The following is an 11,908-nucleotide window of genomic DNA, read 5'->3' on the forward strand; positions in this document are numbered from 1 at the left end:
TTCCCGAAGGCATCACCTTCACCATCCACGGCATGACCGCCGAGGGCGATCGCGTGGCGGTGGAGGCGGAGTCCCTTGGCCGCCACGTCTCGGGCAAGATGTACAACAACAAGTATCATTTCCTCGCACAGCTGCGGGACGGCAAGATCACCCGCTGGACCGAATACTGCGACACCGAACTCATCACCGATATTCTGTGCGGCGGCCAGCGTCCCGAGGGAACGGCCTGACCGCCGCCCTGCCCTGGGGGGCAGATGCAAAAAATCCTAAGGTCCTACTCTAGATCATGGGCACGCCGTCTTCCCGCGCCTGCCGCCATTCGCGGATAAAGGCGCGGGCGATGAAAAACAGCACTCCGGCCACAACGGCGGGCCACACCAGAACATAAGCCGCCATCAGAAACGTCTGCATTTTTCACCTCCTGTTTATCGGGGCCCTGTTTATCGGGCTGTTGCCGGTCTCGCCCGGCCCGGACTGGCCTGCCCGGCATCTTCCTCGTCGAAATTCCCGGTGCGCGCGGCGATCAGCCGGAAGTCGAACCGGCGCTTGCTGCGGACGGACAGCGCGCAGCAGACGATGGTGCTGACCGCATAGGCCAGCAGCGAACTGCTCAGGACCGCGTAGTCATGCAGGAAGCCGATGGCGAAGGGCGCGGCGGCAAGCGCTGCCAGCGTGCCTGTGATCCGCCCCGCGCGTGCGCCAAAAAAGCCGAACACCATCAGTCCGGCAACCACGCCGATGCCGATGACGGCAAACACATCGAACACGAGGCCGGTCACGCCCTCCATCGGAATCCAGCCGAAGCGCACCGGCAGGAACACCGCCAGCGCGGCCAGCACCGAGGCGGTAAAGGCGGCGTTCGTCACCTTGTCCCAGTAGAAGCTGGCGATCACCGGGAACACCAGCGCCCCCCACAGCGCGCCGACGAACACCAGCAGATCCAGAATATTCATCCGCCCGCCCGCAAAATAGAGCGCCGCCGCCGTCGCCACGATCATGGTGATGCGGCCGACGAACAGCATCGTGCGCGGGTTGGCATTCTTCCCGCCTGCAATATTGCGGCCGTAGATGTCGGCCATCATGATGGAGGACAGGGCCGAGAGGTCCGAGTCCGCCGTCGAGGCCAGCGAGCCGACGATCATGATGAAGAATACGCTCAGCAGCACCGGCCCCAGATAGGTGGAGGCCAGCTGCGGGATGAGGTTGTTCACATCACCGTTCATCGGCTCGATGCCCAGATAGAGCGCCACGACGCCCAGCATGCCGATGCCGATGATGGTCGCGCCATAGCCCACGGTTGCGGTGATGAACGTCGGCTTGATCAGGTCCTCCCGCACCGCGAACAGCCGCTGCGCAATCGTCTGGTTGCCGATGGCATAGGCCAGGACGGCCGCGATGTAGGGCGCGCCCTGATTGAGAAAGGCGTCAGAGGAGAAGAACGTGCTCTGCTCCGCGGTCAGGTTTCCGGCACCCTCCACGAAGACGCTCGGCCCGCCCGCTGCAAAGAACACGGCGGGCACGATGATCACCACCGCGCCCAGCATGGCGCACACCTGCACGAAATCCGTCAGCACCGAGGCGCGAAAGCCGGACCACAGCGTATAGAGGAGCACGCCCGCCGCGATGATGACCACGCCCTGGCTGAAGCTGATCGGCGAGAGCATGGAAATGAGCGCGCCGCCCGCAATGAAATTGGAGGTTAGGCTGAGCAGGCTGCCCAATACGTTCGAGCCCGCCAGCATCAGCTGGCTGGAGCGCCCGTGGCGCGCGAACATGATCTCCGCCAGCGTGTGCGCTTCCGGGGCCAGCGCGCGAATGCGCCGCCCGAACGGGTAGATGAATAAAATCATCAGCGCGCCCCACAATCCGTAATGGATGGGGCCGGAAATTCCATAGGTGTAGCCGGAGGTGGCCGAGGCATACATGGAGGCCGCCCAGATCCACGTGGCAGTCATGGAGGCGGCCGACACGCCAAATCCGATGCCGTTTCCGGCGGTCATGTAGCCGTCTGCGTTTTCTTTCCGTCTGCTGATGGAGAGCGAAATGAGAAAAGTGCCGCCGAAAAAGAAAGCCAGCAGGGCGATGGTCAAGGGAGCGCCCAGTTGTTGTAATTGAATCTCACCCACGCCGTTCATCAGCTCCTGTTCTTCGCGAACGAAATGCCCGCAGGGAAGGCGCGCCTGAAAAAGCGATCACCAGTAGAGTGACGGGGCGACCAAGATATAAAGGGCGCACCCAAACGGCCTGCTCTGTAAATTGCAGGACCGGCGGCATTGCTGCTTCCCTGTGGAAAATGAATGCCATGCACAATGGCGCGAATCGCGCGGAAGTGTGTTTACAACACTCCTCGCCAAAGAATCCAGTATTTTAGGCTCATGAACCACGTACATGGCTTTATTCTATTTATCAGATAGATTTATTATTGGTTTACTTTTTATGAATGCAAACAGCATGAACCCATAGCCGAGACGATCATCGCCCAAGGCATCCCGCCGCAAGCGGGCCGCAAAAAAGCACACGGCCTCAGATGGAAAAAAAGCGTCGGCTGTCCGGGACAGCCGACGCTTAGAGCAGCTTTCGAGCAGGGTGCACACCCTGCGCTTAAGAAAGTGCGACCAACAAAGAACTTAGAGCCGCGATCTGATTCAGTCAGATCGGAAAAGGCTCTAGGCAGGAGTGCATCTCCGGTCTGGCGAGTATGTGCCCTGTCCCGGCCCGCGCCTAACGCACCAGCACCTGGGCGGCCTCCCGCGTGCGCGCCAGCGCACCTGCCGCCTGTCCAACGGCACCGGCAATCGCGTGCAGGTTGGACGTCACCGTGTTCACGGCATCCGCCGTACTCGTCATGTCGCTCGACATGGATTGCGAGACGGAATTCTGCTCTTCCAGCGCGGCCGACGTAATCGCCACATTTTCCTTCACCGTGGCAACCGCAGCGCTGATCGCCTCCAGCGCCCCTGCCACGTCGCCCGTCGTCTCCTGCACCTTGCGTATCTCTGAGGAAATCTCCTCGGTCGCCTTGGCCGCCTGTGCCGCAAGGCTCTTGACCTCCTGGGCCACAACGGCAAAGCCCTTGCCCGCTTCGCCCGCATGGGCCGCCTCGATCGCTGCGTTAAGGGCGAGCAGGTTGATCTGGCTGGCAACCTTGCGGATCATTCCAACAACCCCGTCCATCGACTTCACAGCCATCGTGAGCAGGCGCGTGCTTTCTCCGGCAGCTTCTGTCTGGTTCACGGCGCGCGCGGTTGCCGACAGGGACTCGAACATGCTGCGGGAGATTTCCTGGATCGAGGACACGAATTCCTCCGAGGCCGCCGCCACGGTCGAGACCGCGCTGGAAGTCTGCTGTGCCGCCGCCGCCGCATGACTTGCGCCGTTGTTCAGACCATCCAGCAGGCCGTCCAGCTCTCCGAAATTCTCGTCGATCAGGATCTTGAGATCGGTCAGCAGCTTGATTTGCGGCGTGATATCGAGCGCAAAGGCCATGAACTTGGAAACGCGTCCCTGTTCGTCGAAAATGGGGTTGAAGCTGGCCTCCAGCCAGGCCGTTCGCCCGTCCTTGCCGTTGAGCTTGTACTGGCCGCTCTCGAAATGGCCTGCGTTCAGCCGCCTCCAGAATGCCTCGTAGTCCGGAGAGGAACTCACCTCCTTGTCGAGAAACCAGCTGTGGTGCTTGCCGATCACTTCGTCCCGCTCATAGCCGACCACCTGCAGGAAGTTCTCGTTTACCCTGCTGATGCGCTGGTCTAGCCCGAACTCGATAATCGACTGGGAACGCCCGATCGCCGTGATCTGCGCTTCATAGTCACGATTCATCAACCGTGGGAGAGCGTCCTGCCACTCAACCACGAAACCGAACTCCACCGGCGATACCCGCAGGTCAAACGCGCGGTGTCCCACCCGTATCGTTGTTGAGTACTGCTCCGTCAGTCCGGCCAGAAGACGACGCTGGTGCTGGGGATTTTTATGGAATACGTCGATATTCTGCCCGACCAGCGCGTCCGCACTGAAGTGCGGCAGTTCCTTGCGCAGGTCGTCTTCTGCCTCTCGCATCAAAGCGATGACGGCAGGGTTCATATAAAGGATATTAAGGTCCTTATCTGCCACCATAATATTGGTGGCAATAACATCCATGATCGACGCATCGAATTTCACCCTGAAACCCCTCTACTCAAATCTATTTCAGTACGATGTCGAAACAAGACAGCAGAAGGGGCAATTCAGACAATGAATCTTTAAGAACCATTAATATTCTGACTCAAATCTCCTGCCTCTTCTGCATTTTACACCAAATGATCATGATTATTTTTATTGCTAGTGAATTATTTCTACTGTGCTTTTTGTTGCATCAGAAACCAATGCTTGTCGCGCGTATAATTGTTGGGGGAGCGACTTGGCGCTTCCAGCCGGCCATTCAGCGCCGCATGGACCCAAGCGCCCCTTGCGCCCATTGCACGATGGCGGGTAGCGGCAGCGCGCCGGAGGTGCGGGCCACCTCCCGCCCCTTGTGCACCAGCGCCAGCGTTGGAATGCTGCGAATATTGAAACGCCCGGCTAGCCCCTGCTCGGCTTCGGTGTCCAGCTTGGCCAGCCGGAGGCGCGGCTCAAGCTGCGCGGCGGCGGCCTCGAAATTGGGGGCCATCTGGCGGCAAGGGCCGCACCATGCCGCCCAGAAGTCGATGAGCAGCGGAATATCGCTGGAGACGGCGTGCTTTTCATAGTTCGCGCCGGTCAGCTCCACCGGCCGGCCCTGAAACAGCGGGTTGCTGCACCTGCCGCATTTACCCCGGTCCGCCAGCCGGGCGGCGGGCACCCGGTTCAGCGTGGTGCAGCTGGGGCATGCAATGATGAAATTGTCCGTGTGCGCCATGGCGAGTGTTCCTTCTGCCACCCGAATAAAACCGTCTCTCTGCAATATAGCCCTTGCGGTGCCGACCGGAAGACCGGCACCCTGCCTGCCGCGTTTCTCCTGTCATGGGGCCGCAGCGCCCCGCCCAAAGCCGCGCCTGGAACCACGCCCTGCGAAAGGTCCGCACCATGACCCCTTCCGCATCGAGCCCGACCCCCGGCACCACCGCCTCCGGCAACGCCCGGGAAGACGTGCGCTTTCTCGGCCGCCTGCTGGGAGATGCCATCCGCGCCTTTGACGGCCAGTCCCTCTTCGATCAGACCGAGGCCATCCGCCGCGCTTCGGTTGAGGCGCACCGCTCCCCCGGCCCGGAGCAGGACGAAGCTCTCGCTGCCCATCTGAACGCCCTCAGCCTTGAGGACATGGTCAACTTCGTGCGCGGTTTCCTGTGCTTCTCCCTCCTCTCCAACCTGGCGGACGACCGCCAGGCCCGAAGAGCCGCCCAGCAGGTGAACGAGGACAACCGGGCGGATACGCTGGAGAAGGCCATAAACGCCTTGCATGAAAAGGGCGTCGCGCCGGCGGACATCGCCGCCACGCTGGAGCACGCCCTCATCGCCCCGGTCCTGACCGCCCACCCGACCGAAGTGCGCCGCAAGAGCGTCATCGACCGGGAGAACGCCATCACCCGGCTGATGGCCCAGCTTGACCGGGAGAGCGACCCGGACGCGCGCGCCGAGCTTGAGGCGGACCTTGCGCGCGAAATCGCCGTCCTCTGGAAAACCCGGCCCTTGCGCGCCGTGCGCATCACGGTGGCGGACGAGATCGACAACGCCTTGTCCTATTTCCGCACCACCTTCCTTGAGGTGCTGCCGCGCCTGCACCAGCGCTGGGAGGCGCTGCTCGGCAACCGCCCTCTGCCCGCCTTTCTTCGCGTCGGCAGCTGGATCGGCGGAGACCGGGACGGCAATCCCAACGTCTCGGCGGAAACCCTGCGCTATGCCCTGCGCCAGCAGGCCCGCACCGCGCTCGGCCATTATCTGGAAGAGGTGCACGGGCTGGGCGGCGCCCTGTCTTTGTCGGAGACGCTGATCCCGGTCACGCCGGACCTGCACCGCCTGGCGCAGAGCAGCGCGGATGCCTCTCCCCACCGGGCGGACGAGCCCTACCGCCGCGCGCTCAGCGGTATTTATGCGCGCCTTGCCGCCACCTACGCCGGCCTGGTGGAAGACCTGCCGCCGCGCCGCACTACCCTCGTGGCTGCGGCCTACCCCAGCGCGGAAGAGTTTCTGGCGGACCTGCGCATCGTGCGCGCCTCCCTTGCCTCCGGCCCCGCGCCGCTGGAAAATCGCCGGCTTGATGCGCTGATCGCCGCCGTCCAGACCTTCGGGTTTCACCTCGCCACGCTCGACCTGCGCCAGAACGCGGACGTGCACGCCCGCGTCGTTGCCGAGCTGCTGCGCGCGGCGGGCGTCGAGGCGGATTACGGGGCGCTCGATGAAGAGGCGCGCATCCGGCTTCTCCGGCAGGAACTCAGCCACCCGCGCCTCCTGCACAATCCGTATCTCAGCTATTCCGAGGAAACCGAAAAGGAGCTGGACATCCTGCGCACGCTGGCCGATGCCCACGCCCGCTTCGGCCCCGCCTGCGTGCGCCAGTATATCGTCTCGAAAACTAGCGGCGTCTCCAACCTGCTTGAGGTGTACCTGCTGCTGAAGGAGTGCGGGCTCTACCGCACGGGCGATACGCCCCGCTGCCCGGTCATGGCCGTGCCGTTGTTCGAGACCATTGCTGATCTGCAGAACGGCCCCTCCGTCATGGACACCTTTCTCGGGCTGCCGGAAATGGCCGCGCTCGCCCGCGCGGGCACCGGCACGCAGGAAGTGATGATCGGCTATTCCGACAGCAACAAGGATGGCGGCTATCTCACCTCCACCTGGTCGCTGCACGAAGCTGCCAGCGCGCTTGTCGAGGTATTCCAGCGCCACGGCGTGCGGCTCCAGCTGTTCCACGGCCGGGGCGGCGCGGTGGGGCGCGGCGGCGGCTCGGCCTTTGCCGCCATTCGCGCCCAGCCCGCCGGCACGGTCGGTGGACGCATCCGCATCACCGAGCAGGGCGAGGTCATCGCCGCCAAATACGGCAACCCCGCCGTCGGGGCCGCCAGCCTTGAATCCATGTCCGCCGCCACGCTGCTCGCAACGCTTGACCCGCCCGCGCTGGGGGGCGAGCTTGACCGCTTCCGCCCTGCGCTGGCCGCCATGAGCGAGGCCGCTTACCGCGCCTACCGCGCGCTTGTGTACGATGCGCCCGGCTTTACCGATTTCTTCCGCGCCGCCACGCCCATTGCGGAAATTTCCGATCTCAAGATCGGCTCCCGCCCGGCCAGCCGCACCAAGTCTCAGAAAATCGAGGATCTGCGCGCCATACCGTGGGTGTTCTCCTGGGGGCAGGCGCGCATCATGCTGCCCGGCTGGTACGGCGTCGGCACGGCGCTTACCGCCTGTGCCGACCCCGGCGTCCTGAAGGAGATGACCGCCGCCTGGCCGTTTTTCCGCGCGGCGCTCTCCAACATGGAAATGGTGCTTGCCAAGTCAGACATGGCAGTGGCGGCGGACTATGCCGCGCTGGTGCCGGATGAGGATCTGCGCGCCCATATTTTCGGGCAGATTCAGGAAGAGTGGCAGCGCACGCACGATGCGCTCCTGTCGCTCACCGGGCAAAGCGATCTGCTCGATCACGCGCCGGTCACCCAGCGCGCCATTCGCCTGCGCCTGCCATATATCGAGCCGCTCAACAGCCTGCAGGTGGAGCTGATCCGCCGCCGCCGGGCCGGGGAGGACTCCCCGGCCATCCATGACGGCATCCAGCTCACCATCAACGGCATCGCCGCCGGACTGCGCAATACGGGCTGATGTCCGGCCATCAGAAGGCCCAGCGGAAGCCTGCGCGCCACACCAGTTCGGTGCCGTCCAGCCCGTTGGCCACCTTGTCGTTCAGCACCCAGAAGTCGACGCCGCCGCCCACCATGAACGGGTTCGCGCCCAGCCTGAAGAACGAGCCGGCAATCGTCAGGCCGGTTCGAAAATAACCGAAGGTGGCGGTCCCCCCGTTCGAGGTCGTGTAATAATCGTCCGACAAACCGATGGCGAGCGGCACCCGCACCCACACCGGATTGTCAGCCTTCCCGATGTTGAAGGACGGCGTGAGCGACGGCTGCACGTAAAACGCGTCCTTCCGCCCGGGCCGCCCCACCTCCTGCGTTATCCGCAGCATCGGCGAGAGCGTGAAATCCCGAAGCGGCACGATGCCCTCCCAGCGGCCGGTGTCGTCGTAGCTCAGGATCCATTCCAGATCGCTGTAGCCCCGAAAGGAGTGGGCGGGCGAGTGGTAGTAATAGTAGGTGAAGGAGAAATTCAGGTCGTTCGGCAGCCCGAGGGAAATGCCGGTGTAAAGGTCCGCCTCGTACCAGCCCGCCAGATCGCCGCTGTTGCGCTGGCCGAGCCCCGGCCCGCCGCTCTGCAGGCTGCTCCAGTTGCCGACGAACCAGCTCACGTCCCTGACCACGCCCCCCGCCAGTTCGGGCAACGCCACCGTCATGGTGATATAGGGCTGAAGGCTTGGCTCCTCTGAGAACGCCACCCCGCGGGAGATATACTGGCTGGCCACCTTGGCCCCCACGTCGAAGCGCACCCGCCCTCCATCGGCCGGCGGTTCTTCCTTTACAAGCACCTCGGACGGCTTCTCGTCCGCAACTGGAAATTCCGCCTGCTGGCGCGTGGCCTGCTGCGCCCCAGCCGGTGCACCGCTGCACAGCACCAGCATCGGCATCAGCAACAGGCCCAGTACAAACTTCTCCATATCCGGCCCCTTGCGGCTTCAGCGAATGGATCCTGTTCAGCGAACCGCCCCGGTGGAACCGCACGGATCACCAGCCCTTATCTGTGAAGCTGGTCAGCAGGCCGCCGGTTCCCCGCGAATTCATCCGCGCGTGCAGGGCACTTCTGCCGGGACCTACGCAAAAGAGCATAGTTTGCGCCGGAATCTGGCCCTCCGGGTCGTCTGGTATAGTTAATGATGCATTCAAGAATTCGGAACTGGGCGTTGCAGCTTCCTGTTTTAGTAGCTAGGACCAACACACGGCCGAAGTGCAGACGAAGGCCGGTTATTGTCTGTGTTGCGGTGAAAGCCATGGCGGTTCCAAAGCGGGCCCAGTATCTTTTCGGTTCCTCCTCCCGGGTGGTCGGCGGCGATTACGCGGCCCGCTGTTCATGGGGTGTTGCATGACCCTCGTTGCCCCGCTCGGACTGTCCCACTGGGAAACCGCGCCAGACGCCGTGAAGGCCGCCGCCCGCAAGCGCATCACCGCCGCTGTCGAGCAGGACCCTGAGGAACTCGTCAGCGTGTTCTACAGCGTTTTCATGCACCATGACATCAGCTCGGCGTTCCTCTCCCACTCGGTGGTGCACGAGCGGCTGTCCGGCTCCCTGCGCAAATGGCTGCTCGGATTGGTGACGGTGGACCCCCTCGCCCGGCTGGAGGAGTTCGAGCAGCTTCAGCTGCGCATCGGCGAGGTACACGCCCGCATCAACATTCCCAATCATCTGGTCATGGCCGGGGCCACCCTGCTCAAGGCCCAGATTGCGCGCCGCATCATGAGCGTCTGCGCAGACCCGCAGGAGCTTGGCAACAGCATCATCCTGCTGGACGAACTGGTCGACCACGCCGTCCGCATCATGAGCTCGGCCTACGACACCAACGCCCGCGAGGTCATCAAGGAGAACGAGGCCTATCGTTACCTTGCGCTGGGCGAGGACGTGGAGCTGGAGCGTGAGAGCCAGCGTGCCGCGCTGATGGAGTGGAGCCAGAGCGTCCTGTTCAGCCTGCTGGCTGGCGCCGGCGCCGGCCCGTCCGAAACCCTGTCGGCCTCGCCCTTTGGCCTGTGGGTGCGCCACCGCGCCAAGCATCTGTTCTCGGGCGCTGACATGCTCAAGCAGATCAATACCGCCATGCAGGCGATCGACGACACCCTGCTGCCTGCCATCCGCGATGCCAGCGGCGGCCCTGACCTGCCTGCGCTGATCACCCAGCTGAAGACGCAGGTGGAAGAGATCAAGTTCCTGCTCGGCACGCTGTTCCAGGCGGCGGCCTCGGTGGAGAACGGGCGCGATCCGCTCACCCGCACCCTTAACCGCCGGTTCCTGCCCGCGCTGCTCGGCCGCGAGATCAGCCTCGCCAAGTCCAGCGACGTGCCGCTGTCACTGCTGATGGTGGATGTGGACCACTTCAAGCAGGTCAACGACACCTACGGTCACAGCACCGGAGACATCATCCTGAAGCAGATTGCCGAGACCATTCTGGAATCGGTGCGCTCCAGCGATTTCGTGTTCCGCTACGGCGGGGAGGAATTCCTCATCGTACTCGTGGAAACGCCGAAGGAGCGGGCGCTCGTCATTGCCGAGCGGCTTCGCCAGAAGGTGGAGGAATCCGAGATCTCGCTGCCGGATGTCGCACCCGTGCGCGTTACCGTATCCGTGGGCCTTGCCGCCCACGAGGGGCACCCGGATCCCAAATACCTCATCGACCAGGCCGACAAGGCGCTCTACCGCGCCAAGAACGCCGGCCGCAATCAGGTGGTGGCGGACTGAGCAGCCCTCGGGCAGGGCTTGGCCCTGCGGTCAAGAACGGGCGCGCGGAGGGTCCACCACCCTCCGCGCTGACAGAACCCTGCAGCGTCCCTTACTTCGGGGCCATGCGGATCGCGCCGTCCAGCCGGATGGTCTCGCCGTTCAGTATGGGGTTGCGCACAATGCTCTCCACCATCATGGCATATTCGTCCGGACGGCCCAGCCGGTTGGGGAACGGCACCTGCTTGCCCAGCGCTTCCTGCACGTGCTCGGGGAAACCCTGCATCATCGGCGTCAGGAACAGCCCCGGCGCGATGCTGACGACGCGAATGCCGTGCTGCGCCAGCTCGCGAGCGATCGGCAGCGTCAGGCCGACAACGCCGCCCTTGGAGGCCGCATAGGCCGCCTGCCCGATCTGCCCGTCGAACGCCGCAACGCTCGCTGTGTTGATGATGACGCCGCGCTCCCCGTCCCCGCCCTGCGGCTCGGCGGCGGTCATGCGCGCCGCCACCTTGGAGAGCACGTTGAACGTGCCGATCAGGTTGATCTCCACCGCCTTGCGGAACAGATCGAGCGCGTGCGGCACGCCCTCGCGCCCCACGGTCTTTGCAGCCGGCGCGATGCCCGCGCAGTTCACCAGCACGCGGGCAATACCGTGGCGCGCCTCGGCGTTTGCCACCGCCTCTGCCACCGCCGCGTCATCCGTCACGTCCACCTTGAAGAAGGCCCCGCCGATGTCGGCGGCGGTCGCCTCGCCCACTTCGGCGTTCAGGTCGAAGATCGAAACCTTCGCGCCGCGCTCCGCCAGCAGGCGAGCGGTTGCCCCGCCAAGGCCCGATGCGCCGCCGGTCACGATGGCGGCCAATCCGTTCAGTTCCATGGTTCCCCCATGCGCAAGTGCAACTGAGCAATATTATTGCTCAATGACTATTGCGCATGGGGAGCGAGAGCAAGCCCTCTTGGATGCCTTCCAACACTGTCCCACCCCTCGGGACAAGCCCGCAAGCCGCGCCAGAATGCACAGCCCCGACCCCCTCGAAACTCCAACAAGAGCAATAATATTAACAAACCTAATTTCAGTAACTATTCAATAAAACACAATTAAGGCAGTTTCACTACAAATAGTCGTAGTGCTCATTTTCATTATTGTGAAGCCGAACGCTGCATTTATCACTAACGATGGTCCTCTTGTCCTTGGTGATTGCAACTGCGATGCGTCTCGCAGCGCCGGACATGCTCTGCTGGAGGACCAAGTTCCGAAAGTGGAAATCCTGGGACCTGGAAAGGAGGAAATACTAGTCATCTGGAACTGAAGTTCCTGTCATTGATTCCTCCTCCTGAACAGCGGGAGAGAAGTGATGGCTGGCTACCGGGGGCGCCCAACAGATCCGTTGATGTTGAGCGAGGAAGAGCGCAGTTATTTGATTGGTCAGAT

The 11,908-nt window shown here is 63.3% G+C and carries 9 protein-coding genes; 3 read left to right on the forward strand and 6 right to left on the reverse strand.

What is annotated here, in order from left to right:
• A partial coding sequence (locus tag VIG90_RS13165; RefSeq protein WP_331593980.1) for a nuclear transport factor 2 family protein occupies positions 1-230 on the forward strand: 230 nt, incomplete at its 5' end.
• 49 nt (positions 231-279) lie between these two features.
• Here VIG90_RS13165 and VIG90_RS13170 read toward each other — a convergent pair.
• From VIG90_RS13170 to trxC, 4 genes are all read right to left on the reverse strand, one after another.
• Positions 280-411, reverse strand: coding sequence for a putative transporter small subunit (locus VIG90_RS13170; protein WP_331593981.1), 132 nt, complete (start codon positions 409-411; stop codon positions 280-282).
• A 29-nt stretch (positions 412-440) separates the two neighbouring features.
• Entirely contained in the window at positions 441-2,135 is a 1,695-nt protein-coding gene (locus VIG90_RS13175) for a sodium:solute symporter family protein (RefSeq protein WP_331593982.1), read from the reverse strand.
• A gap of 586 nt (positions 2,136-2,721) precedes the next feature.
• Positions 2,722-4,155, reverse strand: a complete 1,434-nt coding sequence (locus VIG90_RS13180; RefSeq protein WP_331593983.1) for a PAS domain-containing methyl-accepting chemotaxis protein — start codon at positions 4,153-4,155, stop codon at positions 2,722-2,724.
• Between the two features lie 259 nt (positions 4,156-4,414).
• Positions 4,415-4,870, reverse strand: a complete 456-nt coding sequence (trxC, locus tag VIG90_RS13185) for a thioredoxin TrxC (RefSeq protein WP_331593984.1) — start codon at positions 4,868-4,870, stop codon at positions 4,415-4,417.
• Between the two features lie 167 nt (positions 4,871-5,037).
• Here trxC and ppc point away from each other — a divergent pair, with 167 nt between their 5' ends.
• A complete protein-coding gene (gene ppc, locus VIG90_RS13190) occupies positions 5,038-7,761 on the forward strand; it encodes a phosphoenolpyruvate carboxylase (RefSeq protein ID WP_331593985.1) in 2,724 nt (907 codons plus the stop codon).
• A gap of 10 nt (positions 7,762-7,771) precedes the next feature.
• Here ppc and VIG90_RS13195 read toward each other — a convergent pair whose 3' ends face one another.
• Positions 7,772-8,707, reverse strand: coding sequence for a hypothetical protein (locus VIG90_RS13195; protein ID WP_331593986.1), 936 nt, complete (start codon positions 8,705-8,707; stop codon positions 7,772-7,774).
• A gap of 422 nt (positions 8,708-9,129) precedes the next feature.
• On the opposite strand from VIG90_RS13195, the gene VIG90_RS13200 reads away from it, so the two are divergent.
• Positions 9,130-10,494: a GGDEF domain-containing protein gene (locus tag VIG90_RS13200; RefSeq protein WP_331593987.1), complete on the forward strand. Its 1,365-nt coding sequence runs from the start codon at positions 9,130-9,132 to the stop codon at positions 10,492-10,494.
• A 91-nt stretch (positions 10,495-10,585) separates the two neighbouring features.
• Here VIG90_RS13200 and VIG90_RS13205 read toward each other — a convergent pair whose 3' ends face one another.
• Positions 10,586-11,353 (reverse strand): SDR family NAD(P)-dependent oxidoreductase, encoded by a 768-nt coding sequence (locus tag VIG90_RS13205; protein ID WP_331593988.1) that lies wholly within the window; start codon positions 11,351-11,353, stop codon positions 10,586-10,588.
• Positions 11,354-11,908 lie beyond the last annotated feature (555 nt).

Origin of the sequence: Pedomonas sp. (assembly GCF_036515995.1) — a bacterium.
Classification (GTDB): Bacteria; Pseudomonadota; Alphaproteobacteria; order Sphingomonadales; family Sphingomonadaceae; genus Pedomonas.

Coding starts and splice junctions, on each gene's coding strand:
- VIG90_RS13170 (WP_331593981.1), bottom strand. CDS start 411: ATGCAGACGTTTCTGATGGCGGCTTATGTTCTGGTGTGGCCCGCCGTT.
- VIG90_RS13195 (WP_331593986.1), bottom strand. CDS start 8,707: ATGGAGAAGTTTGTACTGGGCCTGTTGCTGATGCCGATGCTGGTGCTG.
- VIG90_RS13175 (WP_331593982.1), bottom strand. CDS start 2,135: ATGAACGGCGTGGGTGAGATTCAATTACAACAACTGGGCGCTCCCTTG.
- VIG90_RS13205 (WP_331593988.1), bottom strand. CDS start 11,353: ATGGAACTGAACGGATTGGCCGCCATCGTGACCGGCGGCGCATCGGGC.
- trxC (WP_331593984.1), bottom strand. CDS start 4,870: ATGGCGCACACGGACAATTTCATCATTGCATGCCCCAGCTGCACCACG.
- VIG90_RS13200 (WP_331593987.1), top strand. CDS start 9,130: ATGACCCTCGTTGCCCCGCTCGGACTGTCCCACTGGGAAACCGCGCCA.
- ppc (WP_331593985.1), top strand. CDS start 5,038: ATGACCCCTTCCGCATCGAGCCCGACCCCCGGCACCACCGCCTCCGGC.